The organism is Vibrio sp. Vb2880 (genome assembly GCF_033337975.1).
Taxonomy (GTDB): domain Bacteria; phylum Pseudomonadota; class Gammaproteobacteria; order Enterobacterales; family Vibrionaceae; genus Vibrio; species Vibrio alginolyticus.
The window spans coordinates 229,847-255,530 of record NZ_JAWORT010000004.1 but is presented as its reverse complement, the minus strand read 5'-3'; the positions used below and the strand labels follow the sequence as shown (position 1 = coordinate 255,530).

At 45.6% G+C, this 25,684-nt stretch carries 22 protein-coding genes; 12 read left to right on the top strand and 10 right to left on the bottom strand.

The features are described 5' to 3' along the window. Positions 1-6 precede the first annotated feature (6 nt). From R7M92_RS06765 to R7M92_RS06735, 7 genes are all read left to right on the top strand, one after another. Positions 7-1,716 (top strand): ABC transporter permease, encoded by a 1,710-nt coding sequence (locus R7M92_RS06765; RefSeq protein ID WP_238844518.1) that lies wholly within the window; start codon positions 7-9, stop codon positions 1,714-1,716. After that, a complete protein-coding gene (locus R7M92_RS06760; RefSeq protein WP_042522013.1) occupies positions 1,682-2,329 on the top strand; it encodes an ATP-binding cassette domain-containing protein in 648 nt (215 codons plus the stop codon). The genes R7M92_RS06765 and R7M92_RS06760 overlap by 35 nt, the downstream gene beginning before the upstream one ends. Further along, entirely contained in the window at positions 2,322-2,933 is a 612-nt protein-coding gene (locus R7M92_RS06755) for a CDP-alcohol phosphatidyltransferase family protein (protein ID WP_047100743.1), read from the top strand. Before R7M92_RS06760 ends, R7M92_RS06755 begins: the two co-directional genes overlap by 8 nt. 123 nt (positions 2,934-3,056) lie before the next feature. Beyond that, positions 3,057-3,536 carry a glycine zipper 2TM domain-containing protein gene (locus R7M92_RS06750; protein ID WP_005386695.1) on the top strand — a complete coding sequence of 160 codons (480 nt, stop codon included), beginning with the start codon at positions 3,057-3,059 and terminating at the stop codon, positions 3,534-3,536. A gap of 202 nt (positions 3,537-3,738) precedes the next feature. Further along, positions 3,739-5,268 (top strand): nitric oxide reductase transcriptional regulator NorR, encoded by a 1,530-nt coding sequence (gene norR, locus R7M92_RS06745; protein WP_318132969.1) that lies wholly within the window; start codon positions 3,739-3,741, stop codon positions 5,266-5,268. A gap of 174 nt (positions 5,269-5,442) precedes the next feature. Continuing rightward, entirely contained in the window at positions 5,443-7,104 is a 1,662-nt protein-coding gene (gene hcp, locus R7M92_RS06740) for a hydroxylamine reductase (protein WP_138939981.1), read from the top strand. An 81-nt stretch (positions 7,105-7,185) separates the two neighbouring features. After that, on the top strand, positions 7,186-8,241 hold the full coding sequence (locus tag R7M92_RS06735; RefSeq protein WP_262580395.1) for a hybrid-cluster NAD(P)-dependent oxidoreductase: 1,056 nt from the start codon (positions 7,186-7,188) through the stop codon (positions 8,239-8,241). Positions 8,242-8,454: 213 nt separating this feature from the next. Here the strand turns inward: R7M92_RS06735 and R7M92_RS06730 are convergent, their stop codons facing one another. From R7M92_RS06730 to R7M92_RS06720, 3 genes are all read right to left on the bottom strand, one after another. Beyond that, positions 8,455-9,396: a class I SAM-dependent methyltransferase gene (locus R7M92_RS06730; RefSeq protein ID WP_054574036.1), complete on the bottom strand. Its 942-nt coding sequence runs from the start codon at positions 9,394-9,396 to the stop codon at positions 8,455-8,457. 31 nt (positions 9,397-9,427) lie between these two features. Beyond that, complete coding sequence (locus tag R7M92_RS06725) at positions 9,428-10,120, bottom strand: TIGR01621 family pseudouridine synthase (protein WP_138939984.1); 693 nt, start codon at positions 10,118-10,120, stop codon at positions 9,428-9,430. A gap of 82 nt (positions 10,121-10,202) precedes the next feature. Further along, positions 10,203-11,573 carry a sodium-dependent transporter gene (locus R7M92_RS06720; protein ID WP_042522154.1) on the bottom strand — a complete coding sequence of 457 codons (1,371 nt, stop codon included), beginning with the start codon at positions 11,571-11,573 and terminating at the stop codon, positions 10,203-10,205. A 430-nt stretch (positions 11,574-12,003) separates the two neighbouring features. Between R7M92_RS06720 and cls the strand changes: the two genes are divergently transcribed. The 4 genes from cls (at position 12,004) to R7M92_RS06700 (ending at position 16,902) form a co-directional block, all read left to right on the top strand. Beyond that, entirely contained in the window at positions 12,004-13,458 is a 1,455-nt protein-coding gene (cls, locus tag R7M92_RS06715) for a cardiolipin synthase (protein WP_017820861.1), read from the top strand. A gap of 211 nt (positions 13,459-13,669) precedes the next feature. Then, positions 13,670-14,875, top strand: a complete 1,206-nt coding sequence (locus R7M92_RS06710; protein WP_042522027.1) for a cystathionine beta-lyase — start codon at positions 13,670-13,672, stop codon at positions 14,873-14,875. Between the two features lie 248 nt (positions 14,876-15,123). Next, positions 15,124-16,029, top strand: coding sequence for an esterase/lipase family protein (locus tag R7M92_RS06705; RefSeq protein ID WP_005378107.1), 906 nt, complete (start codon positions 15,124-15,126; stop codon positions 16,027-16,029). A 12-nt stretch (positions 16,030-16,041) separates the two neighbouring features. Further along, positions 16,042-16,902 (top strand): lipase secretion chaperone, encoded by an 861-nt coding sequence (locus R7M92_RS06700; RefSeq protein ID WP_308387142.1) that lies wholly within the window; start codon positions 16,042-16,044, stop codon positions 16,900-16,902. A gap of 24 nt (positions 16,903-16,926) precedes the next feature. Here R7M92_RS06700 and R7M92_RS06695 read toward each other — a convergent pair whose 3' ends face one another. From R7M92_RS06695 to pspA, 7 genes are all read right to left on the bottom strand, one after another. Further along, positions 16,927-17,493, bottom strand: coding sequence for a DNA-3-methyladenine glycosylase I (locus R7M92_RS06695; protein ID WP_005378109.1), 567 nt, complete (start codon positions 17,491-17,493; stop codon positions 16,927-16,929). A 72-nt stretch (positions 17,494-17,565) separates the two neighbouring features. After that, complete coding sequence (vmeI, locus tag R7M92_RS06690; protein ID WP_262606120.1) at positions 17,566-20,676, bottom strand: efflux RND transporter permease subunit VmeI; 3,111 nt, start codon at positions 20,674-20,676, stop codon at positions 17,566-17,568. Then, on the bottom strand, positions 20,673-21,770 hold the full coding sequence (locus R7M92_RS06685; RefSeq protein ID WP_205460897.1) for an efflux RND transporter periplasmic adaptor subunit: 1,098 nt from the start codon (positions 21,768-21,770) through the stop codon (positions 20,673-20,675). The genes vmeI and R7M92_RS06685 overlap by 4 nt, the downstream gene beginning before the upstream one ends. A gap of 1 nt (position 21,771) precedes the next feature. Then, the gene (locus R7M92_RS06680) at positions 21,772-22,803 is read right to left on the bottom strand and encodes an efflux RND transporter periplasmic adaptor subunit (RefSeq protein ID WP_005378114.1); all 1,032 of its coding nucleotides are present in this window, start codon (positions 22,801-22,803) and stop codon (positions 21,772-21,774) included. Between the two features lie 161 nt (positions 22,804-22,964). Beyond that, positions 22,965-23,354, bottom strand: coding sequence for an envelope stress response membrane protein PspC (pspC, locus tag R7M92_RS06675; RefSeq protein ID WP_017634673.1), 390 nt, complete (start codon positions 23,352-23,354; stop codon positions 22,965-22,967). After that, complete coding sequence (gene pspB, locus R7M92_RS06670) at positions 23,347-23,580, bottom strand: envelope stress response membrane protein PspB (RefSeq protein ID WP_005378117.1); 234 nt, start codon at positions 23,578-23,580, stop codon at positions 23,347-23,349. Before pspB ends, pspC begins: the two co-directional genes overlap by 8 nt. A 14-nt stretch (positions 23,581-23,594) precedes the next feature. Further along, the gene (pspA, locus tag R7M92_RS06665) at positions 23,595-24,266 is read right to left on the bottom strand and encodes a phage shock protein PspA (protein WP_005378119.1); all 672 of its coding nucleotides are present in this window, start codon (positions 24,264-24,266) and stop codon (positions 23,595-23,597) included. A 232-nt stretch (positions 24,267-24,498) separates the two neighbouring features. Here pspA and pspF point away from each other — a divergent pair, with 232 nt between their 5' ends. Further along, positions 24,499-25,506, top strand: coding sequence for a phage shock protein operon transcriptional activator (gene pspF, locus R7M92_RS06660; protein ID WP_017820869.1), 1,008 nt, complete (start codon positions 24,499-24,501; stop codon positions 25,504-25,506). Positions 25,507-25,684: the final 178 nt, after the last annotated feature.

Below are 25,684 nucleotides of genomic sequence, written 5' to 3'. Positions count from 1 at the left end.
GAATCCATGTTAAGAGCGCTGTATTTAGTCATTATCGCAGTTTGTATTTTGCCTACCATTCCGGGACTACTTGGAGTGGTGGTCTCTGCGCTCGGTTATGTGCCTCCTATCGGCTTGCACCACTTTTCTTTAGATGGCTTTAACGCTGTTTTTGATTGGGAGGGTGTTTGGACATCCATCGGGCTTACTTTCTACTCTGCCATTTTCAGTAGCTACTTGGCTTGCTTGATCACATTTGCGATTTTGCAAGCCTCTTGGGGCAGTAAGTTTTGGCGAAAAATTGAAGTAAGCCTCTCGCCACTTCTTGCCATGCCGCACGTAGCGTTTGCGATTGGCTTTGCGTTCTTGTTTGCCCCAACTGGTATGGGCGTTAGGGTTCTCAACCAACTGTTTGGTTACGACCCGAATGCACAAACGGTGAATGACTTAGCATTGCTGATTAAAGATCCGCACGCACTCGGTTTGATCATCATGCTTGCGATTAAAGAAGTGCCGTTTTTATTGTTGATGAGTATTCCAATTCTTCAGCAATTGAAAGTCGATAAGATTGAAAAAGTCAGTCATTCGATGGGCTACAGTTCGGCGCAAGCGTGGTGGAAATGCGTGTTCCCACAGTGGATAGCAAAACTGCGCTTTCCAATGCTGGCGGTATTGGCTTACAGTTTGTCCGTTGTCGATGTCGCCCTGATTATTGGCCCCACCAACCCGCCGACGTTTGCGGTTTTGGTATGGCAATGGTTTAACGATCCAGATTTATCGCTCCTACCAAGAGCGGCCGCTGGCGCAGTAATACTGTTTGCGATCGCAAGCCTTTTGATTGGATTTGCACGCTTAATGGAATGGTGTATTACCAAAGGCTTCAAACGCTGGCAGTACTCTGGTCGAAACGGGTTTCGTTTACCCGGTAAAACCCTATTTTCACTGGTCGCGCTACTTGCACTTCTAATGATTCCACTCATGGTGCTGTGGAGCTTTGCCCAACGTTGGCGCTTTCCAGATTTGCTCCCAAGCCGTTACAGCCTGCGTTTTTGGGAATACGAATGGCACAGTATTCTAGGGACTCTAGAACAAAGTATGTCAATCGCCCTAATCAGCGCGACTGTCGCGCTAGTTCTTGCTTTAATAGCACATGAGTATCGTCTCCGTTATCGCTGGCAGGTGCCCGGTTACATCATCGCCATCCCAATGCTGATTCCTCAGCTATCAGTGCTATTCGGTATGCAAGTAGTGACGCTGTACTTAAACAGTAATGCGTATTTCTTTTGGGTATGTTGGGCGCATATATTCTTTGCGTTCCCATTTATTTACCTCTCGCTAGACGGTCCGTGGCGCAGCTTCGATAACGGCTTAACTCGCGCCGCACTCAGCTTGGGTAAATCACCGATGCAAGCTTGGTTAAAAGTGAAACTGCCAATCCTCCTGCCTGCAATTGCATTCGCGTGGGCTGTCGGTATTAGTGTCAGCCTGGCGCAATACCTACCAACATTGGTGCTAGGGGCTGGGCGCATTAGCACCATCACAACCGAAGCCGTTGCACTATCCAGTGGTTTTGACCGACGTGTCACCGCTATTTACGCTATTTGGCAAGCTCTGCTGCCATTCTTGTTCTTTTCTTTTGCGATACTGCTTAGCCACTTGCACAGGAAGTATCGCCGCTTGTCTATAAAAGGTTTACTACTGAATGAGTCTTTGTCTCGAAAACCTCGCCATCCGTAAAACCAATGGCGACGCGCTTTTCTCGGCGTTCAATATGACCGTAGAAAAAGGTGAAATCGTTACCCTGATGGGGCCTAGCGGTTGTGGTAAATCCACTTTGTTGGATGCCATTGCCGGGCACCTATCCGCCGAGTTCAACTACTCTGGATCCATTACGCTTGATAACGAAAAGTTGGATGCCCTCCCTGCCCATAAGCGTCAGGTCGGTATTCTGTTCCAAGAAGATTTGCTCTTCCCTCATTTAACGGTGTGGGAGAACCTTGCCTTCGCGCTACCAAACTCAATCAAAGGTGAAGAGCGTAAAGCTCACGCCATGCAAGCACTGAAGAACATTTCATTGACCAAACTAGCAGAGTCCTTTCCTGACCAAATTTCGGGAGGGCAACGCGCCCGTATCTCATTGACTCGTATGCTGCTAGCAAAGCCGAAAGTTGCGCTACTTGATGAGCCCTATAGCAAGTTGGATAAAGACCTGCGTGTACAATTTCGCAATTGGGTGGTCGAACAATTGCAGCAAGCGAACATCCCTACTTTGATGGTAACGCACGATGAAGATGATATTCCTGATGGCAGCCGCTGCCTAAACTGGCCGTGGGAGACAAATCATGCTTGATAGCCTGAGTATAAAGCTCATCCGCAAACCGCTGGCACTCAGTGCGACATATATCGATAAATGTGGCATCACCGCAAATCAGACGACAGTATTTGGTTTTGTGCTTGGCTGTTTTGCCCTGCCGGCTTTGATCACCGAACAGTACTTGTTGGCGTTGCTGTTTATTTTGCTGAACAGAATCTGTGATGGGTTAGACGGTGCACTGGCAAGGATTCAAGGCATTACCGATGCGGGTGGCTTTCTTGATATCAGCTTAGATTTTTTGTTCTATTCGTTGATTCCTTTTGGCTTTGTGCTTGCCAACCCAGAGCACAATGCCGTTGCAGGCGCATTTTTGATTTTTTCCTTCATCGGCACTGGTAGCAGCTTTTTGGCTTTTGCCATCATGGCAGGAAAACAAGGCATCGATAATCCGGTATATAAAAACAAATCGCTTTACTACATGAGCGGCTTAACCGAAGGTACAGAAACCATTGGCTGCTTGGTTTTATTTTGTTTGCTACCGCAACACTTTGCCGTCATCGCGTATATCTTTGGCGCGGCATGCTGGTTTACTACTTTTACACGTATTTATTCAGGATTTCATACGCTTAACGATCATTAATACTGCTTAGACAATCGCGTTTCCTTAAGGGACAGGCCGCTAAGCCACTGTTTTATAAAGCACCAAAACGCAGGTTAAATTGGGGTATATACTCTTTGAATGAAGAAACCATTCGGAGGCTATATGAAAAAACAGATCAATTTAGGCATGTTGCTCACCATTACTTGTGCGCTCGTGCTTGGCGGCTGTAGCTCACCTAACCCGTACGGAGATGCATACGGCTCATCCGACACTCGCAAAGTTCAGCAGGTTTACTACGGCACAGTAGAAAAAGTAGAACCCGTAACCATTGATGCCTCTACCCAATCCAATGCCATTGGCACCATCGCTGGTGCTGCCGTGGGCGGGATCTTAGGCTCAAAAGTTGGGGGCGGTTCTGGCTCGGATATCGCTGCCATTGGTGGTGGTCTATTGGGTGGCTATGCAGGCAGCAAAGCGGCTGAAGCAACCGCGAAAAGAAATGGCGTGAATCTGACCATTCGTTTAGAGGACGGAAAGATTATCTCTATTGTTCAAGAAGCAAATCCAAACATGATTTTCCAACCAGGCCAAGCGGTCCAAATCAATGTTTCTGGTAATGACGCCAGAGTCGTTCCTCGTTAATTCGGACGAACCAAACCTTTGGCCTGCTTTAATTCAAACACCTAACCCGCGCAAGCTTACATCACTGGCTTGTTAACTTGCGCGTTTCTTTTCGTATCAAACTTGATCGTCGTCAATGGAACATCAATCTCCCACACCTTTCGATGTTCAAATGACATCAAGTTGCTAGCATGAGCCCATTCCAGATAACTTTGGGCTTGTTATGACTCCGACTGTTGACCACGTACTCCTTAATATCGCGCTAAACCTCAGCTCTAATCGCTCTCATGAGCAGCAATATCAAAACCTCATTGATGGGGTCGCGCAAGTATTCCCATGTGATGCGAGCTGCCTGTTTATCTTCGATGAGGATGGGTTTCTAACTCCTGTCGCGGTAAAAGGCTTATCCAGCTCGGTCTTAGGTCGTCGCTATTTCCCCAAAGCGCACCCTCGCTTAGATGCCATTATTCATAGCCGTGAACCGGTGCGTTTCGATGCCGATTGTTCACTGCCGGATCCTTTCGACGGCACACTATTAACTGAAGACCAATGCATTGATGTTCACGATTGCATGGGCTTTAGCTTGTATGTCGAAGGCCAACTTGTTGGCGCACTAACGATGGATGCACTAACGGTGGGCGCGTTTGATGGCATCGATCCTGTCGCTATCGAAACCTTTGCGGCTTTGACCGCTGCGACATTGCGTAACATTGCTCAGTTAAAAGCGCTCAAAGCGCAAAACCAGAAGCAAAAAAGCGTCACTCAAACCCTTATCCAGCAAGCCCGTTCTCAACATGGCGAAATGGTGGGTTTGAGTCCACAGGTCAACCAGTTACGAAACAACATTGCGACTGTTGCTCAATCAGATTACGCAGTACTTATCACAGGAGAGACCGGTACTGGTAAAGAACTGGTCGCGCACTCGGTACACGCGCAATCTCATCGTAGCGATAAGCCGATGATTTACGTCAACTGTGCGGCCCTGCCTGAAGGTCTGGCTGAGAGTGAACTGTTTGGCCATGTCAAAGGCGCATTTACAGGTGCTAATAGCCACCGTGCCGGTAAGTTTGAACTGGCAGACGGTGGAACGATTTTCCTTGATGAAGTGGGCGAACTGCCTTTGATTTTGCAAGCAAAATTGCTGCGCGTAATTCAGCAAGGCGAGCTGCAACGTGTAGGTAGCGATCAGCATTTGATGGTCAATGTGCGCATCATCGCCGCGACCAATCGACAATTAGAAAAAGAGGTCGAATCTGGCACGTTTCGAGCAGACCTTTTCCACCGTTTGAACGTGTTCCCAATCCAAGTCCCCCCACTGCGTGCCCGTGACGGGGATATTCCCGTTTTAGCAGGATATTTGTTGGAAAAAGTACGCCAACAATTCAATGCACCCAATCTGCACGTTCACCCTAAAGTGTTGACTCAACTGGAGTCTTTACCTTGGTACGGAAACGTACGCGAGCTCGAACACACTTTAACTCGCGCGGCTTTACACGCTATTCAACAAGGTGCAAGCACGATCATGCTTAACCATTTTGACACCTCATTAGCTCTCGATGATGTAAAAAACACATCGCATTATCTGCCTAAAGAAAGCCAGCCAATGCGAGAGCTAATAGAAAGCTATCAACGTGATTTAATTGAACATGCTTTGAGCCAAACTGGTGGCGTTTGGGCAAAAGCAGCGGAGTTTTTACAAATGGATCGCGGGAACTTATATCGGATGGGTAAAAAGCTCGGGATCAATAAATAACCGACCACAAGAAGTCGATGTGATTAAGACATCAACTGCGTTGTCTTAATTACATCAACCACTCTCCTAAATCTGATAAAATTCAATACAAATCAACAAGATAATAATTGGCACACATTCTGCTCTCTAGCGGTCAACATCACGACTATTAAAACAATCACTGGAGAACCCAATATGTTCTGTATTCAATGTGAACAGACAATTCAAACCCCTGCTGTTAAAGGTTGTTCTTTTGCACAAGGCATGTGTGGTAAAACTTCTGAAGTATCTGACCTGCAAGATGTATTGGTTTACACACTGCAAGGGGTTTCTTTTTGGGCATCAAAAGCACTTGAATTCAACATCATTAACGATGAAATCAACCAATGGGCACCCAAGGCATTTTTCTCTACATTGACGAACGTTAACTTCGACCCTGAACGCATCCTAGAGTTAACTTCTCAAGCCGCAACGTACAAAGCATTGTTAAAAGAGCAAGTAATGTCTGCTGCAACACTCGCCGATACCGAAGTTGCTGACATCCCTGTTGTTGCTCACTTTGAGCTACCAAATAGCGCAGAAGCAATCTTAGCTTTTGCTCCTCAAGTCGCGGTGAACCGTGGTAAGGACCAAGTACATGAAGATGTTATTGGCCTACGCCTACTTTGCCTATACGGACTTAAAGGTGCAGCCGCGTACATGGAGCACGCACGTGTTCTTGAGCAAACCAACAACGATATCTATGCCGAATACCATGAAATCATGGCGTGGTTGGGCACAGACCCTGAAGATCTCGGCGAACTACTTGATTGCTCAATGCGCATCGGCCTGATGAACTACAAAGTGATGGAAATGCTCGACCAAGGTGAAACAATGACCTTCGGCCATCCAGAACCAACCACGGTGAACGTCAAGCCAGTAAAAGGTAAATGTATTCTTGTTTCTGGCCATGATTTGCATGACCTAGAAAAAATCCTGCAACAGACCGAAGGCAAAGGCATTAACGTTTACACCAATGGTGAAATGCTGCCTGCACACGGCTACCCTGAGCTGAAGAAATACTCTCACCTTGTCGGTAACTACGGCAGCGCATGGCAAAACCAGCAGAAAGAATTCGCCAACTTCCCTGGTGCAATCGTAATGACGTCAAACTGCTTGTTGAATCCAAATGTGGGTCAATACGCAGACCGTTTATTCACTCGTAGTATTGTTGGCTGGCCTGGTGTGGCTCACATCGAAGGCGATGATTTTAGCCAAGTGATTGAATGTGCTCTAGCGCAAGACGGTTTCCAACACGATGAAATCGAACACCACATCACGGTTGGTTTTGGTCGCAATGCACTGATGAACGCCGCCCCTGCGGTTATCGACCAAGTGAAGCAAGGCAACATCAAACACTTCTTCCTAGTCGGCGGTTGTGATGGTGATAAAGCGGAACGCAGCTACTACACCGATTTTACGGCTGAAGCGCCAGAAGACACGCTAATCCTGACCTTGGCGTGTGGTAAGTTCCGCTTCAACAAGAATACGTTCGGAGATATCAACGGCATCCCTCGCCTATTGGATGTGGGCCAATGTAACGATGCTTACTCTGCAATCCAGCTTGCACTTGCACTGGCGAAAGAGTTTGACTGTGACATCAATGAACTGCCACTCACGCTTGTGCTTTCTTGGTTCGAGCAAAAAGCGATCGTTATCTTGCTAACGCTATTTGCATTGGGCGTGAAAGGCATTTACACAGGCCCTACTGCACCAGCATTCCTAACGCCAAACCTAATCGCCATCATCCAAGAGAAGTTCGATATGCGCAGTATTGGCAATGTTCAGGATGATCTAAAAGCCATCCTAGCAGCCTAATAAACCTGCTTGTTACGCGCCTCCTTACGCGGAGGCGCTATCTATTTCGAACCAAAAATAGCCACAACCAAAGAGATTGTTATGTTTTTTGAATGGCAAGGTAACCAACCCGTCACACTCCGTTGCATCGACAAATACTTCGAAACACACGACACCGTCAGCATCAAATTGGCCGAACTAACCGAATCACTTCTGTTTCAGTTTAAGCCTGGCCAGTTTATTAACTTAGGCGTGGAAATTGATGGAAAAATGGAGTTTCGCGCCTATTCAATCAGCTCGATCAATGAAGACGATCACCTTCAACTCACCATCAAACGAGTATCTGGCGGTAAAGTATCGAACTACATCGTTGACTCGCTGCTGCTAGGTGATACCGTTCAAGCATTACCACCAGCAGGCGAATTTAACTGCATCGACCATCCACCCGTGTTACGTGATGGCGAAACAAAAGCCTTGCTTATCAGTGCAGGTTGCGGCGTCACGCCCGTATTTTCGATGGCAAAACACTGGCTGAGTAATCAAGATGAAAACGACAACGATGTGGACATCGCATTTCTTCATATCGCACGCAGCCCAGAAGAGACGATTTACTACGATCAGCTAGAAACGTTAGACGCCGTATATCCCAACTTCCATTTAAAGCTGTTGCTGAAAAACCGCGAAGGAACGTCACACCCACAAGGTCGTTTGAATGCCGACTGGATTAAAGAGCTTGTTCCTGATTTCAAGCAACGCACCGTTTACCTGTGTGGTCCAAGCCAGTTTATGCAAGATGTTCACGGCTATTTGAATGATCTTGGTTTTGACATGACGAACTTCTACCAAGAGAGTTTTACGCCAGCGACTGGCGCAGAATCATCGGTCTCCGATGAGACGGTTAACGTTTCTGTTCCTGATTTTGCTCAAAGCATCGATGCGCAAAAAGGTCAGGTACTGGCCGATGTGCTCGAAGGCGCAGGTTTACCATTAATCGTCGCTTGTCGAAGCGGGATTTGTGGCTCGTGTAAATGCAAGGTTCGTCAAGGCAACGTCTCTTCCACCAGCCTAGAAACATTGACGCCAGAAGAAATTGAACAAGGCTATGTGCTCGCCTGCTCATCAACCATCGAAGCGGATCTTGAAGTGCAGATCGGTTAATGCTGCTGGTATCGATCTTTTATTGTTTCCCGTCATTCCGACGAGCCTAGGCGAGGTCAGGAATCTAATATCAGCGTGTTAGGAATAACTCACTCTGATAATAGACTCTGAATCACACTTGCGTCTCGCTATTCAGATTAACGGGGTATCGTGGAAATGCCAGCCGTACTCAAACGGCTGGTATTATAGATAGGTACAACTTTCGTTTCGTCGTCATTGCTTCTCGCTAAACAGCAACACTTTCAATGCTGCTTCGCTGTCTACGTCCATAAACTCTGGTGGGTTATCCAGACGCTCACGGAATGTCAACTCTGGCGCTTCTTCTTTCATGCTTTCAATCAAGAAGTCGCTTGTCACAGATGGTGAGTTCACACATGCCATCACTTGACCGCCTTCTGCCAACAAATCCGGCAATCGACGTAGAATCTTTTTGTAGTCTTTCGTAAGCGCAAAGCTGCCTTTCTGGAATGAAGGCGGATCGATAATGATCAAATCATACTGACCAGATTTTTTAATCTTACCCCAAGATTTAAAAATATCGTGCCCCATAAAGCTTACCTGGTTGATGTTATGACCATTTAGCTTGTGGTTCTCACGACCTTTAGACAGCGACGCTTTTGCCATGTCGACGTTAACCACTTTATCTGCGCCACCCGCAATGGCAGCGACAGAAAAGCCACACGTGTAAGCAAACAAGTTAAGCACGTTTTTGTGCTTCGCATTTTCGCGAACCCAATCACGACCGTAGCGCATGTCCAAAAACAGACCGAAGTTTTGGTTGCGGCCAATATCCAATTGGTATTTCAAACCGCTTTCTTCAACGACAGGGCGAGCGTCTAATTCACCGACAAGTACTTCTGAAGGCGCACCATCGGCATAACGGTGCTGAAGAACCATAGTGCGACCTTGCTTGTCTGCCCACAGTGGTGATAGTGCCAACGCATTCAGGCCGCTTTTCAGCTCAGCGAGAAACGCGTCGTCGACTTCTTTAAACAAGTTGATAATCAACTGACCTTGTAACCAATCACAGGTGATTTGCTCTAGGCCCTCAAAACGACGGCCACGACCATGAAACAGTCGACGAATTTCATTCGGAGCTTGCGCGAGCTCGGTTTCTAGATGCTGAAAGAACAGCGGAAGTTGTGATGCTTGCATCGAGTTCTCTTATTAGTTTTCTTTGTGACGGTTATTTGATCGTAGGCCAGTTCAGCTCCCAAGGGGAAAGCCAAGTATCCAAGCCCTGAGAGACTATTTCACTGTGCCATTTGCTACCCAGCACTTTGTATTCTCGTGGATCGCAAACAAAGCGATATTGCTCATCTCGGTATTGGAAGCAAAGTGAAAATGCATGCAGATAACCGCGATCAGCCTCATTGCCTGCATTGTAAATCGGGTCGCCAACAATACCTGAGCCAACCGATTTTAATGCCACGCGGATTTGATGCGTTTTACCAGTGTGTGGCTTACATAAAAATAGGCGCTCTCCGGGCTCTGCCGCAAGAGAGAAAAACTGGGTGACGGCTGGGTTGTTTTTGCTGTTGACCAGCTTCCATGATGAACGGCGCGAACGCTCCATATCACCAACGACCAAACCTTGTTTCTTTTTCGGCTTTTTAGAGCCAATCGCCAGATAGAACTTTTCCACTTGGCGGTCAGCGAAGGCTTGCGATAACGCACTGGCCGCTTTGGCGCTACGTCCGAGGAGCAGAATACCCGATGTCATTTTATCCAAGCGATGGATAAGATAGAGCTGCTGATCACCACTCTGCTTAGCCACTTCTTGCAGCAGCATTGTGTCGCCATCGTCTTTATGAACAGAGACGTTGGGATGCTTATTGATGATCAGAAAATCGGGATGGGTATGTAGAATATCGAACATAAAAAACTGGCTCCACGTTTGGAGCCAGCAGTATACATAAGTTATCGGACAAAGCTATCGAGGCTTGCCCCCAAGGTATTTGCTAAAGCTTCTTCGAGAAAATGCCAGCAAGACCAATGATTGCGATACCCAGCAGCATGATTTCACCTTTGCCACTATCAAAGCCAGACTTAATCCCCATGAAGGCAACAATAGCAATCGCAACAGGAATCAGGTATTTAACTAGGTTGTACCACAATCCAAATAGCGGGAAGGATACTTCGCCGTCATTAGTGATCTCTTTTTCTAGCTCAGCACGGCTTAGGCGCCATCCTGCAAAGATACAAACCAACATACCACCAACCGCTAAGAAGATTTTGTCCGTTAGCAAGTCGAAGATATCAAAGGCACCGGTACCGAACAGCGTTGGCCCCATTCCACCTAAAGATAGTGACGCAAAAATACATAATGCCGCCATAACTGCACTTGCAGACAGAACAGCGTTAGAGCGCTTCATGCCTTTCTCGTCGATTAGGTAAGACACGACAACTTCCAATAATGATACTGAAGAAGTTAATGCCGCCACCGTCAAACCGATGAAAAATAGCAACGCGAATAGCAACCCAATCACTCCGCCCATTTCAGCAAACAGCTGAGGAACGACAACAAATACAAGACCAGGGCCTGCCGCAGGCTCCATGCCAAAGGCAAACATAGCTGGGAACATAGCAACACCAGCAAGAATCGCGACACCTGTATCCATAGCTGTAACCATACCGGTTGTTTGAACTAGGTTCTCTTTCTTCTTCAGGTAAGAACCGTACGTCATCATACAACCCATACCTAAGCTAAGTGAGAAGAACGCCTGTCCTAGTGCAGCAAGAACCACGTTGCTGTCGACTTTAGAAAAGTCCGGCATGAATAAGAACTCAAGGCCAGCCATTGCACCTGGCAGCATCAAGCCTTTAACAGAAACAACGATTAGGATTAAGAACAGAAGCGGCATCAGAACCTTACCGGCTTTCTCAATACCACCCGAAATCCCTTTCATCACAATCATGACGTTAAGGAACAGGTAAACACCCATCCACATTAAAGGTTGAATCGGATCTGAGATGAAACCGCCAAAACTGTCGCCAATTGCTTCTGGCGCGCTGAGTAGACCACCACCCACTTTAAAGATGTAGGCCAATGCCCAACCACCAACCACAGGGTAGAAGCCCATGATCAAAAGACCACTGAAGACTCCCATAACGCCAGTAAACGTCCAGCGTCGGTCAGTTGTTTTGAATGCACCTACGGCAGAAAGACCTGTCTTACGACCAATAGCGAACTCTGTCAGCATCACGCTAAAGCCGATAAAAATTACAAAGATAAGATAGATAGCAACGAATGCACCGCCGCCACTCTCACCTGCTGTGTAAGGGAATTTCCATATATTGCCTAAACCGACAGCGGAACCCGCTGCTGCCATTACGAAGCCTAGTTTAGACCCCCACGTATCACGTGGTGCTGCTGTATTAGTTGTAGCCACGCTTTTTCTCCAAAATTAGTTTGTTGTGTATGCATAGAGATAGGCGTCTAAAAAGTTTATGTAAAAATTATTGTACACTTATAAAATAAGCGTTCGACGCACTATGTCTAGAAAGTAAAGCAGCTCCCCTTTAAAATTGGAACCCCAAAAAAGTACATTTATCGCACAAGTGTCGAGTTACGCAGGTTAAATGCTGCTTTTTTGTTCAAAAGTTAAAGAATGACCTTATTTTTCACATTAAAATAACAGAATCAGCTGTTATGAAATTCGTTCCTCATATAAGGTCAATCCCACGTCTAAATGGGAAATCTATTCCCCCAACCCACTTTTATGCTTAATATCCTAGAAGGGCATATTACTCTGAGCGTATATGGACAAGTTTTATCACTTTCTTACTTTAGCTGGCATTGGGCTATATTGGTTACTGGTCGCAGGTGTGACCATTCGTGTCGTTTTAAAGCGCCGTGCAGTGAGCGTGTCTTTAGCTTGGCTAATGATCATTTATATCCTTCCCGTTCTGGGTGTCGCATGTTATTTCCTCTTCGGTGAACTGAACTTAGGCAGAAAACGAGCCGAACGTGCGAAAGAGATGTTTACACCATTCGAGAAGTGGTTCAGTCAACTTAACGACTGTAACGCGCACAACCCAGAAACGATGGGAAGGCACATCTACCGAATTGATGAACTTTGTAACAACCGCCTTGGTCTTCCCGCATTGAGCGGTAATACATTGTCGCTGCAACAGTCACCTAATGAGATTTTGCATTCCATTATTGAAGACATCGAAAACGCGCAGAGCAGTATTCGAATGGTATTCTACATTTGGCATCCGGGTGGTTTGGCTGACTCTGTCGCTTCTGCGCTTATTCAAGCGGCTAAACGCGGCGTAGATGTCAAACTATTGCTCGATTCAGCAGGTAGTCCACGTTTTTTCAGAAGTCCTTGGTATCGAATGATGCAGGATGCTGGAATTGAAGTTATTCAAGCGCTAGAAGTGAAGATGTGGCGTATTTTCTTACGTCGTCTTGATCTTCGCCAACATCGCAAGATCATCGTAATTGATGATGAAATTGCTTATACCGGTTCAATGAACCTGGTTGACCCGGCTTACTTCAAGCAAAACAGTGGCGTCGGGCATTGGGTGGACATCATGGTTCGCATTACGGGACCAACGGTAAACGTATTGAGTGCCATCCACTGTTGGGATTGGGAAGTCGAAACTGGCGAACGTCATTTACCAAGACTACCTGAATGCAAGATCGATGAGAGTGAATTCCAACACCCTATTCAGGTTGTGCCTTCTGGCCCAGGTATGCCGGAATATCTGATCTATCAAGTATTAACATTGGCAATAAACCAAGCCAATCGCTCGGTACGAATCACAACACCATATTTCGTGCCCAATGCTGATTTACTCGAAACGTTAAAGATGACAGCACAACGAGGCATTAACGTTGAACTCATTATTCCCCATAAAAATGACTCTATGATGGTGCAATGGGCGTCACGCGCTTTTTATAGTGAGCTCTTGAGTGCAGGGGTCAAGATTTATGAGTTTTATGGTGGTTTGCTGCATACAAAATCTGTCGTAATTGACGACCAATTCTGTTTAGTTGGCACCGTAAACATGGATATGCGCAGCTTGTGGCTGAACTTCGAAGTGACCCTCGCCGTTGATGACGAAGAGTTCACCAAGCAAATGTCTTGGTTACAAGATAGCTATATTAAGCAATCTCACACTGTTGTATTGGAAGAATGGGAGAAAAGGAGCCTATTTTCTCGGTTCTTAGAGCGAGTGTTCTATCTCTTCAACCCACTCCTCTAATACCTCAAATACACAGGCTAAAAAACCTCCAGCGCTACATGCATCCTGCTGGAGGTTTGTTCTTTTAGCTCCCTATCTACACGATACCTCTCGACATCATTACCTGTTCATCTTGGCTGTTATTGGCTGATAGTTGACTTTTCCCTTGCATAACCTACGTCGTCCATGTTTTAAATATTCAAAACCGCAATATTTAAGACAGGGAACTTTTATGTCAGAGGGAAAAAAAACCAAACTCATTACCGCTGGCCGCGATAAAAAGTGGACAAATGGTGTTGTAAACCCACCCGTTCAACGCGCTTCAACCGTGGTATTCAATACCGTTGCAGAAAAGAACCAAGCCACCATTAATCGTGCAAACAAAACATTGTTTTATGGTCGCCGAGGCACCAACACGCACTTTGCTTTCCAAGACGCAATGGTTGAGATTGAAGGTGGAGCTGGTTGCGCGCTTTACCCTTGTGGAACGGCAGCAATTTCAAACGCCATCCTCTCTTTCGTTGAAACTGGCGATCACATTCTAATGGTGGACACTTGTTACGAACCAACTCGTGACTTTTGTAACACCATAATGAAGAAAATGGGCATCGAAACCACCTATTATGACCCAATGATCGGTGAAGGTATCCGAGACTTGATTCAGCCGAATACCAAAGTCCTTTTCTTGGAGTCTCCTGGTTCAATAACCATGGAAGTCCAAGATGTACCTACATTAGCGCGCATTGCCCACGAGCAAGATATCATCGTGATGCTTGACAACACATGGGGAGCAGGCGTGAACTTCTCTCCTTTCGAGCATGGCGTAGACATTTCCATTCAAGCGGCAACTAAGTATATTGTTGGACATTCAGATGTCATGCTAGGTACTGCTGTGGCTTCTGAAAAGTATTGGGATCAGCTTCGTGAACAAAGCTACCTGATGGGTCAGTGCGTTTCTCCTGACGACGCATACCTAGGTCTTCGAGGTATTCGCACGTTGGATGTTCGCCTAAGACAGCACGCAGAAAGCAGTTTAAAAGTCGCTCAGTGGCTCGCTTCTCGCCCAGAAGTTGATCATGTCCGCCATCCAGCTTTAGAAACAAGCCCTGGCCATGAGTTTTTCAAACGAGACTTCACAGGTGGAAACGGCTTGTTTTCATTTGTTCTCAAAACGTCTTATCCAAAAGCGACGACGGCTCTGCTTGATGGTATGAAACACTTCAGTATGGGTTACTCTTGGGGCGGTTATGAAAGCCTCATTCTAGCTAACGAACCTAAGAGCTTTAACAGCCTGAGAACCGTAGCTCACCCACACTTTGAAGGTACTTTGGTTCGTATTCATATTGGCTTAGAAGACGTAAATGACTTGATCGCTGATTTAGAGGCTGGTTTTGCGCGTTATAATGCCTTAATGCTTGAAAAAGAAGCCTCCCTATAACAATGATTGAATCGCCCTGCATTGCGGGGCGTTTTTATAACCCTCTGACTTAATTAGAATTAACTAACATTCGCCCGAACCATTAATTAATGTTAATCATTTGTGTTGTTTTTCAATTGAGCAGTCACAGAATGAAATAATGTGCCATAAATAGGCTTTTCAAATTTAGAGTTTCTCTCCTACTTTTTATCATTCATAAGAGGTCATACCACAAGGAGATAGTTTTGAAACTCAAATTTATAGCGCTAATGCTTTTTACCTTAGTTACCGTCCCAATAACCTCCGTATACGCTGCAACAGGTTATACCCAAACCAAGTATCCGATTGTTCTGGTTCACGGTTTGTTTGGTTTTGATACCCTGGCAGGCGTTGATTACTTTTTCGGAATACCACATTCCTTAACAAAAGATGGTGCTAAAGTTTATGTTGCACAGGTATCCGCGACCAATAGCAGCGAAGTTCGAGGGGAGCAACTGCTTGCTCAAGTAGAAACCTTACTTGCAGCTACAGGCGCAGAGAAAGTCAATCTCATTGGTCACAGTCATGGTGGTCCAACAACGCGCTATGTTGCCTCTGTCCGTCCTGACCTAGTCGCATCAGTTACGAGTATAGGAGGCGTTAATAAAGGGTCTAAAGTAGCCGATTTAGTTCGTGGCACCGTATCTGAGGGTTCGGGGAGTGAGCAGCTCGCGGTAAAACTGGCGCAAGGTTTAACCACTCTTATTAATCTTCTATCAGGTGGTTCTGATCTCGACCAAGACCCTTTAGCCTCATTAGCAGCCTTGACCACGGAAGGATCATTGGCGTTTAACCAGCACTACCCAGAGGGAGTCCCTACCAGTGAATGTGGTAATGGCGACTTGCTAGCTTCAAATGGCGTTTATTACTACTCATGGACCGGATCATCCACTTTTACAAACGTTTTCGATCCGACTGACGCTGCCATGATGGTACTTGGCTTAGCCTTTGATGGGCCGAATGATGGCTTAGTTGGTGCGTGCAGCACACATTTAGGCAAAGTCATACGTGATGATTATCAAATGAACCATTTGGATGAAATTAACGGTCTACTCGGTATTCATCATCTTTTTGAAACCGATCCAGTCACGCTTTATCGCCAACATGCAAATCGTCTCAAACTTCAAGGTTTATAAGAGGTCATCACAATGAAGAAAGTCGCTCTCACCACTTTTATCCTGCTCTCGATATTTGGCGTGGGAGCGCTTTCTCTGTTGCAAAGCGACAAACAACAAGAGATAACCTCTAACCATTCGCCATCTCAGCAAGATATAGCCGCCGATGTCTCTTCCCCAAAAGATTTCTTCGAATATTCTCTTAGCCGGCTGGGCGAAGAAGATCTCGATACGATCAAAGCGGAAGTCAATGATGACACTTTAGCAAAGCAAACTCTGAATATTGATGCCAAACTTTTTCAAACCTACCTTTCCTACAAGCAAGCACTCACTGCATTAGAGCCTTTTGAGCACAACCACCTAACGCTTGAACAGTTAACCATGCTGAATGAAGCAATACTGAACTTACAGCTTCAATACTTTAACGAGGTGCAGATAACCCAATTGTTTGACGAAGAAAACCGACTTCGCCAACTTGCTTTAGAAAAGCTGACGATTAAAACACAGGCATCGGATATCGAGAGTCAAGCACACCTTCTCAATCAAGCGCTATCAGAACAACCGGATTACATACGAGAAAGTGAACGCAATAACGCATTAGCAGAGCAGCTCGAGCAAGCTTCTCAGCTTGATTCACAAGACAAGTACATCGCCCGTGTTGCTCTGGTAGGAGATGCCGGAGCGCAGAGGCTGCAAAAGCTTGATGAGCAAAGAGCATCATTTGAGACTCAACTCGCCACTTACTTAAAGCAGCGTCAAAATATTCTGAATAGGGATTTTCTAGGGCAAGACGAAAAACAGGCAGAAATCATTGCTTTAAGAAAACAAAGCTTCGATGCCACTCAATGGCGTCGAATCGAAGCTTTGGAACGTATTCATGATAGCCAGAACTAACAACATTAGCTTAATAGCCAAACGTCACTTATTCTGCTTTTTAGGACATCCAACGATATGGTCATCCACCATGCCGACGGCTTGCATGAAAGCATAACAGATGGTTTCACCGACAAACTTGAAGCCTTTCTTTTTTAGGAATTTACTCATGGCTTTGGATTGCTCTGTCGAAGCTGGTACGTCACTCATATGTTGCCATTGATTGACGATTGGTTCACCGTCCACGAACTGCCACAACGCGTCTGATAAACTCCCGTATTCAGCAATTAACGCTTTGGCCGCTTTGGCATTACTGAATACCGAGTTAATCTTTCCGCGATGTCTCACAACATCGAAGTTTTCCACGATGTATTCAGCGCGTTCTTCATTTCTTTGTTCCAACGCATCTAGATCGTAATTCTCGAACGCTTCTCTGTAACCTTCGCGCTTTTTAAGGATGGTGATCCAACTAAGACCAGCTTGCGCACCTTCCAAAGTAATAAATTCAAACAGGACTTGATCGTCATATACTGGCACGCCCCATTCGGAATCATGATATTCGCGCTCTAATGGGTGATTCATCGCCCACGCACACGTTTTTTGTTCTGTCATTATTCTTCCTTAAAAAGCGCCTCTAACTGATGAGCTAGAGGCGCGATATTTTTCATCGTTATATCAGTAGCCCTAAGCCTGTTTCGGTACTGCCACTTTATGGAACAAACGATACAACACTGGCACGACAATCAGTGTCAGGACTGTCGCAAAACCCAAACCAAACATAATCGTAACCGCCATTGGTTTGAAGAAAATATCTGGCAACAGTGGGATCATACCAAGGATCGTCGTGATAGCTGCCATACAAACGGGACGGACGCGACTCACCGCAGCATCAACGACCGCGTCATAAGCCTCTTTACCGGACTTCATTTCAATTTCAATTTGGTCAAGTAATACGATGCCATTTTTGAGCACCATTCCCGATAAGCTTAAGAAGCCGAGCAATGCCATAAAGCCAAACGGCGTGTTGAGTGCCAACAAACCGGTGGTGACACCAATTAACGCCAGCGGCACGGTAAGCCAAACAATGAGTGGCTCTTTGATAGAGTTAAATAGGAATACAGTGATCAAGAACATGAACAAGTACCCCATTGGCATGGTAGTAAACAGTGACTCTTGAGCATCACCAGAAGATTCGTATTCACCACCCCACTCTAGTGAATAGCCAGGAGGCATTTGAATCGCTTCGATTTGGGGCTGTAAACGTTTTTGCAACGTCGATGCGGTTTCTTCACCTAGAATATCAGGGTCTGCCATCACAGTGAGCATACGCTTACGGTTCTTACGCACAATAATAGGATCCTCCCAACGCATGTCGTAACCCATTGTGACTTGTTGAAGTGGAATAAACTCACTCTGTGCTGGACTCCATATTTTCATGCCTTCGATGTTACGAATATCAATGCGCTCATCTTCTGGTAAACGAGCCACGATAGGCATGAGCGTCGTGCCGTCTCGGTATAAGCCTATCGTCATTCCAGAGAATGACATGGACAAGAAATCATCGACGTCCGATTTGGTAATGCCATAGCGACGTGCCTGACTCTCGTTAAACTGAGGTTCAAGAACTTGGGTTCGTTCACGCCAATCATGCCTGATATTTGTTGCCTGAGGGTCGGCGTACATGATGTCCTTGACCTGAGCGGCTATCGTACGAAGGACGGTTGGATCTGAGCCAATAATACGCGCTTCAATTTTTGCACCACCACCAGGGCCTAACTCAATCTGTTTGAGCTTGTAATTGATTTCTGGATAGTTGGCTTTTAAATACTCTCGAAACTTCGCCATTAATGGTTTCAACGCTTCGTAATTTTCCATACGAGTGGTTATCTCACCATAAGCCGCATAACTTTTCTCTGGCGCGTACGTTAACATGAAGCGCTGTAAGCCTTTACCCGCGGTCGTCGTGATATGGTCAACATGCTCTTGCTTAGCTAACCAACTTTCTAACTCTTTAAGCGTTGTGTTGGTTGCTCGAATATCAGTTCCTTCTGGCATCCATACATCTAACTGAAAAATCGGCGTTGTCGAAGATGGGAAAAACGCTTGCTTCACAAACGTGAACCCGTAAACACTTGCCGCTAATCCCGCAATCAGCACCACAACGGTAAACCAAGCACGACGCATACAAAACTGAAGAAACTTTTTATAAATAACGAAAATAACCCCGTTATATGGATCATTTTCTTCCCCTTCACCTTGTTTAATCTTCTGGCCTTTAAAGAAGATGTCAGCAAAGAATGGTGTCAACGAGATAGCGGTAAACCAGCTCAACATTAAAGAGATCAGCAGAACCGTAAACAAAGTGCCACAGTATTCGCCCGTCGAGTCTTCAGACAGTCCAATTGGCGCAAATGCAGTTACCGCAATCACAGTTGCCCCAAGTAATGGCCATTTTGTTTGGGTAACAATGTCGGTCGCTGCTTGGAGTCGAGTTCGCCCTTTTTGAGTACCAATCAAAATCCCCTCAACCACAACGATGGCATTGTCCACCAGCATACCTAACGCGATAACCAAGGCACCTAATGAAATCCGCTGTAAATCTATCGCGAGATACTTCATGAAAATGAACGTACCCAGCACCGTCAGCAGCAAGATTAAACCGATTAGTAGCCCAGAACGTAGCCCCATAAAGAACAGAAGTACGATAATGACGATACCGACAGCTTGAGCCAAGCTCACAACAAAACCGCTAACCGATTTATCCACTTCTTTCGGCTGACTATAGATTTCCGAAATTTCGATACCGACAGGTTGTTGGTACTTTAGCTCTGCAAGGCGATGATCAAACGCTTTTCCGACTTCAACGACGTTGACGCCTTCAGCAAAAGAAACACCCACGTTTAGTGCGAGGCTGCCGTTAAAATTAATAATATTATTCGGGACTTCTACGTAACCGCGTTTTATTTCCGCCACATCTTTCAAGAAGATGAGCCCCTGAGCACCCGACTCAGTAATTAACAAATCACCCAGCTCCTCCACACTCTGGAACTCGCCAGTCGGCTGAATTCTGATGTACTCGTCACCAATTCTGATCGCTCCTGCGTCAGAAACCACGTTTTGCGTCGAAAGAAGATTAAACACGGTATCCGGAGCAAGACCTATACTGCTCAGCTTTTTCATCGATACTTCGATGAAAACTTGTTCTTGCTGTTGCCCGGATACCGAAACTTTACTCACACCATCAACCAGTTCGAGCTCTCGGCGTAAGTAATCGACGTAATCCAGTAGCTCTTTATAGCTATAACCGTCGCCAGTCACCGCTAACAAAATCCCGTAAACATCACCAAAATCATCGATCACTTGAGGTTCATTCACACCTGGAGGCAACGTCCCTTTAAGGTCGTTCACTTTACGGCGCAACTCATCCCAAATTTGTGGTAGATCATCAGGGCCATAATTGTTCTTCATCGTGACCGTGATTTGAGATAATCCCCGGCTAGAAATCGAATTGACTTCATCAACATAAGTAAGCTGCTGAATCGCTTTTTCGATTGGGTACGTCACTTCTTCTTCGACTTGTTGCGGTGTTGCACCAGGGTAAGAGGTCACTACCATCGCATCTTTAATAGTAAAAGCAGGGTCCTCAAGACGCCCTAAACCAAAGAATGCGGCGATACCACCAATCAAAAATATCAGTGCGAACATCCAACTGATGACGCGATTTCGGATGAAGTACGCAGCAATACCGGTCACATCATCATCACTTTGAGGCGCTGATTTATTAAGATCGCTCATAGACCGGCCTCCTGCGTAGCCATTTCCTGTATCACTTCCACTTTCATGCCATCCCTTAATCGAGAAACACCGGCAATCACAACTTTGTCTTTGAGCATGAGACCATCAAGGATTTGAATGGACGTTTTAGATGCCTTACCTGCTCGCACCTGTTTGCGCGATACCGTATTGTCGTCATTCAGTACCCAAACAAATTTGTTTTCGCGCCCCAGCTCGTCACCATCCGCATTAAAAATGGCTTCGATAGGGACATTAATTCCTAGGTTGAGATCAAGCCCAACATTCTCGTCTTTAGACGTTACTTCAACAGCCATCCCATCTAGGATGTACTCTTCTTCCGGCATAGGAAGCGACAGTGTGACAGTAAACGTACCTGTTGTTGGGTCGGGTTCGGTTGTAAATTCTTTTACCGTCGCGTTATATTCGTTACCACTGGGCACGCGCACTAATGCTTTGATCGCGGTAAGCCTTTCTTCCGTTGGCGGTTGGTTCACATAGAGGCGGTCAGGAAGCTGAATCAACACTTCGACTCGCTCCAAGCTGTGAATATTAACGATATGCTGTCCGACTTGAACATTTTCGAATTGGTCGATATTAACTCGCGAAATAATCCCATCCACGGGCGCTTTTAAGGCAGTAAATGATAGACGAAGTTTGGCTAACTGAAGCTCAGCTAAGGCGATTTGTCGTTGTGCTGCAATTTCATCAAACTGAGACTTAGCTAATAGGCCTTTATCGACCAAAGGGCGTGAGCGGCGATACTGACTGTCGACAACAGAAAAACGCGCACTCGCATTATCTACATCCAACTCATAGTCAGTGGGATCTAGTGTTGCAATAACATCACCCTTCGTGACTTTGTCGCCCTCTTTTACCATGATGCTGCTGACTTCTCCTGCCACTCTGAAGCTCAAATGAGAGCGATCCGCTGCATTCGCAACCGCAGGGAAGTACAAGTTGTCATCCACCTTGCTTCCCGCTAATGACGTAACTCTAACTCGTGGCGTTTCGAGCTCTTTTTCTGGCGCCTTATCCCCACAGCCAACGAGAAAAAGCGTTGAAAGTAAAGTCGCTAGAGAGATGATTCCTTTCATATTACAACCCTCTTTCCTTAATCCACGCTCTTACCTTAATTCCGGGTTCAATTACACTGACACCCGAGATAATGATTTGGTCGCCATCGTTAAGCCCGGCTAACACTTGATTTTTGTCATTCATCTCAATTGCGGCTTTGGATACAATGCCTTGCTCATCGACACGCCAAACGTATGTTTTGCCGTTTTCTTCTAGCAACGCGGAGTTAGGAATCTTTGTCGCTCCTGCACTTTTGGACAGGAGGTAAGCATTGCCAGACATTCCCGGCAAAAGGCCAATTTCTGCTGGCCGCTCCATGACCATCGTGACTTTGTAACTGCCCGTTTTAGGGTCGGCTTCTGTATCGATTTCCTGAAAGGTTAAGTCAAAGGCTCGCTCGGGGAACGCATCAAATATCATTCTGGCAGAGACATCGCTCCCCTGCGTGTAACGATTTAGAAGATAGTCTGGGATTTGGAATATCACTTTGAGGAGTTGGTTGGACTGAATATTCATCACCCCTTCTTTCGCGGCAACATATTCATGGTTTTCTGCTGGAATGTACGAAATAGTTCCATCATATGGCGCGACAAGTTTGGTATACCTTAAGTTTGCCTTTGCTTGATTCCATTGAGCTTTTGCCGAGTTGTGGTTCGCTTTTGCCTCATCAAAATCTTGCTCAGATACTACTTGGTCTTTACGTAGCTTTTGGTATCGCTTGTATTGCACATCTGCGAGCAAAAAATTTGCCCGAGCTTGCTGTTCGAGCAGAGAATATTCATCTGGGTTTAATGACGCCAAAACATCACCTTTACTGACGACTTGACCTTCATTCACTTCTATCGTTTGAAGAAGCCCAGGAACTCGAAATGTCAGTACTGCTCTATCGCCAGCTTCCGTCGTGGCAGGAAAATGTCGCTCAAACTGGGCATTGCCAACAGATACTGTAAATAGCTTCGCAGGGCGCGATTCAGGTTCAGGAACAGGAGGAAGTTCTTTACCGCACCCCGACAAGACAGCCGAGATGGCAATAGGAATGAGCAATTTTCTCATTACATTCATCCATAAAAATTGGGGGATTATTTTTAAAGTAGATGAATTTTGAACGAACTTCCAGAGCAGAAAAGATTAATAGTGCTTTAAAATTAGTAATTTGTGATAAAAAAGCAGGCTTTATGCCTGCTTCAGTTAAATCTTCTTTGGATACAAAATGCCTAAAGCTTACTGAATTCTCTGTTCACCCTATATGTATCAGACGTAACATAAGCTTCCATGTTACGAATTTTGCCATCAAGACGGTCAAAATCCCTTTCCAACACACTGAGCAGTTGATCAGGGCTTTGCCCTTTCTGCCAAGGCTTACTTTTGAGCGTATGCTCTTGCTGCGCTCTGATATTTTCAGAATACGTTACTGGTTGCTTTTCTAACATAAACGCCATCGCGACGTACGCTAACAATACCAAAAACGTACCACCTAACAGCGCTGCAGAAATCACTACAATACGAATCAACCAAACTTCTGCACCAAAGTAGTTGGCAATACCGGCGCAAACACCGGAGATTTTGCCATTTACTGGATCACGATACAGTTCTCGATTATTCATACTTGCGTCTCCATGTTGGTGACTCAGCATCCAAGATGCGCTCCAATGTATCAACTCGGGACTGCATCGCTTCTGCTTTTTCAGATAGTACCTGAAGGCGCTCTAAATCCTGGCTCGACAGTGCACTATCTGTTTTGCGTTTGCTGCGATAGTGTAAGAAGAGCCATAGTGGAGCGACAAAGATTAAAAAGACAATCACTGGTCCTGCTATAAAAAATGCCGACATAAATGGCTCCTTTCTTATTTATCTTTCGATGACATCTGTTCTTTCAGTTTTGCCAACTCTTTTTCAATTTCGTCTTGTGCCTGCAACTCTGCAAACTCTTGTTCTAGCGATTTAGCATTACCGGTTTGAGCATACAGGTCTGCTTCCGCTTCCATTTCATCCACTTTACGTGAGTATTGCTCGAATTTCGCCATCGCTTCATTAGTACGGCTAGTGTGCAGGTGTTTTTGCACATCACGACGGTTAGATGCAGTTTGGTTACGAATTGCTAGTGCTTGCTGTTTTGCGCGCGTTTCAGCAATTTTGCTTTCCAACTTACCAATCTCGCCAGTAAGCTTATCGATCGTTTCTTCCACTAAGGTTTGCTCAGTGTGGAGGCCTTTAATCACTTGCTCTAGCTTTTGCTTTTCAATTAACGCTGCACGAGCTAGATCTTCACGCTCTTTAACTAATGCTAAGCTCGCTTTTTGGCCCCATTCGCCAATTTGCTCTTCTAACGTTTCAACCTTACGAGCCAACTCTTTCTTGTCTGCAATCGCTTTAGCCGAGTTAGTACGCACTTCAACAAGTGTGTCTTCCATTTCTTGAATGATAAGACGGATCATTTTTTCAGGATCTTCCGCCTTGTCCAGTAATGCACTGATGTTTGAGTTAACGATATCTGCAAATCGAGAAAAAATACCCATAACGGAACTCCTCTTTTTTCCTATTAAAACTCGACAAGGTGGTGATTAACCTTGTGTTTCCCTGAATATATAACAAGTAACGTGCCAACTTATAATTTTCTTTAAAATCAGAGTGTTATGCATTTTGTTGTCGTTATACACTATTGTGCTATGATGTTTTTCACCAACTGTTGGTGAAATTTACCAACTCTATCCCTAAATCATGGCTCGGCTGTTAAATAAGAAGGACTTTATGAAGCAAAACCTGATTGGTGAATCACCTGCTTTTCTCGCTGTACTAGATAAAGTATCACAACTTGCACCCATTGAGCGCCCTGTCCTCATCATTGGTGAACGAGGTACGGGTAAAGAACTCATCGCTCAGCGTTTGCATTATTTATCAAGACGTTGGGATAAACCACTACTATCACTCAACTGTGCGACATTAAGCGAAGGGCTAATAGATTCCGAATTGTTTGGACATGAATCCGGCTCCTTCACGGGCTCTAAAGGTAAGCATAAAGGGCGTTTCGAGCGTGCCGAGGGCGGTACTTTGTTTCTTGACGAACTGGCAACCGCACCACTTTTGGTTCAAGAAAAGCTATTACGTGTCATTGAATATGGTGAATATGAGCGAGTTGGCGGTCATACCGCTCTCAATGCGGATGTTCGACTTGTTTGTGCAACCAATGCCGACCTACCAAAATTGGCAGAGCAAGGTGATTTTCGTGCGGATCTGCTCGACAGGCTAGCCTTCGATGTCATTATGTTACCGCCTCTTCGCGAGCGCAAAGAAGACATTCTCTCTTTAGCAGAGCACTACGCGATGAAAATGTGTCGTGAACTGCAACTGGAATACTTTGTCGGTTTTACCCCAAAAGCGCAGCAGTCGCTTATTGAATATGAATGGCCCGGTAACGTCCGCGAACTAAAAAACGTGATTGAACGTGCGATTTACCAACATGGTCTGAATGCTCACCCAATTGATGAACTGGTTTTCAATCCTTTTGAAACGGTTTGGCACAGCGCGCTTGGCCATAGTGCAAAACAAGCAGAACAACAAGAAGAGGAAGCATCAAGCAACACCATCCAATTCCCTCTAGACTATAAACAATGGCAAGAGGAACAAGATATCCATTTACTCAATCGTGCATTGGAAGAAGCCAAGTTTAATCAACGACAAGCAGCCGAGCTACTTGGCTTGAGCTATCACCAATTACGAGGGATGGTTAGAAAATATGGTTTGGTCGGACAAAGCTAACTTGACCGAGAGTACTCAATCAATACACGAGCTCGTGACTGCGCTCTAATTCGCATGCATTTATGGCATAACACCTTACAGTGTATGGATTTTATGTTTGGAGCGAGTTCACAAAGGTGATAAATTAGCGAGATCATTTTCGCTTGTTAGCTTTGAAAGAGTAAGATCAAACGAAACG

Coding starts and splice junctions, on each gene's coding strand:
- hcp (WP_138939981.1), top strand. CDS start 5,443: ATGTTCTGTATTCAATGTGAACAGACAATTCAAACCCCTGCTGTTAAA.
- R7M92_RS06765 (WP_238844518.1), top strand. CDS start 7: ATGTTAAGAGCGCTGTATTTAGTCATTATCGCAGTTTGTATTTTGCCT.
- pspF (WP_017820869.1), top strand. CDS start 24,499: ATGAAGCAAAACCTGATTGGTGAATCACCTGCTTTTCTCGCTGTACTA.
- R7M92_RS06685 (WP_205460897.1), bottom strand. CDS start 21,770: ATGAAAGGAATCATCTCTCTAGCGACTTTACTTTCAACGCTTTTTCTC.
- R7M92_RS06710 (WP_042522027.1), top strand. CDS start 13,670: ATGTCAGAGGGAAAAAAAACCAAACTCATTACCGCTGGCCGCGATAAA.
- R7M92_RS06720 (WP_042522154.1), bottom strand. CDS start 11,573: ATGGCAGCAGCGGGTTCCGCTGTCGGTTTAGGCAATATATGGAAATTC.
- cls (WP_017820861.1), top strand. CDS start 12,004: ATGGACAAGTTTTATCACTTTCTTACTTTAGCTGGCATTGGGCTATAT.
- R7M92_RS06760 (WP_042522013.1), top strand. CDS start 1,682: ATGAGTCTTTGTCTCGAAAACCTCGCCATCCGTAAAACCAATGGCGAC.
- R7M92_RS06730 (WP_054574036.1), bottom strand. CDS start 9,396: ATGCAAGCATCACAACTTCCGCTGTTCTTTCAGCATCTAGAAACCGAG.
- R7M92_RS06680 (WP_005378114.1), bottom strand. CDS start 22,803: ATGAGAAAATTGCTCATTCCTATTGCCATCTCGGCTGTCTTGTCGGGG.
- pspA (WP_005378119.1), bottom strand. CDS start 24,266: ATGGGTATTTTTTCTCGATTTGCAGATATCGTTAACTCAAACATCAGT.
- vmeI (WP_262606120.1), bottom strand. CDS start 20,676: ATGAGCGATCTTAATAAATCAGCGCCTCAAAGTGATGATGATGTGACC.
- R7M92_RS06695 (WP_005378109.1), bottom strand. CDS start 17,493: ATGACAGAACAAAAAACGTGTGCGTGGGCGATGAATCACCCATTAGAG.
- pspC (WP_017634673.1), bottom strand. CDS start 23,354: ATGAATAATCGAGAACTGTATCGTGATCCAGTAAATGGCAAAATCTCC.
- R7M92_RS06750 (WP_005386695.1), top strand. CDS start 3,057: ATGAAAAAACAGATCAATTTAGGCATGTTGCTCACCATTACTTGTGCG.
- R7M92_RS06725 (WP_138939984.1), bottom strand. CDS start 10,120: ATGTTCGATATTCTACATACCCATCCCGATTTTCTGATCATCAATAAG.
- R7M92_RS06705 (WP_005378107.1), top strand. CDS start 15,124: ATGCTTTTTACCTTAGTTACCGTCCCAATAACCTCCGTATACGCTGCA.
- R7M92_RS06735 (WP_262580395.1), top strand. CDS start 7,186: ATGTTTTTTGAATGGCAAGGTAACCAACCCGTCACACTCCGTTGCATC.
- pspB (WP_005378117.1), bottom strand. CDS start 23,580: ATGTCGGCATTTTTTATAGCAGGACCAGTGATTGTCTTTTTAATCTTT.
- R7M92_RS06755 (WP_047100743.1), top strand. CDS start 2,322: ATGCTTGATAGCCTGAGTATAAAGCTCATCCGCAAACCGCTGGCACTC.
- norR (WP_318132969.1), top strand. CDS start 3,739: ATGACTCCGACTGTTGACCACGTACTCCTTAATATCGCGCTAAACCTC.
- R7M92_RS06700 (WP_308387142.1), top strand. CDS start 16,042: ATGAAGAAAGTCGCTCTCACCACTTTTATCCTGCTCTCGATATTTGGC.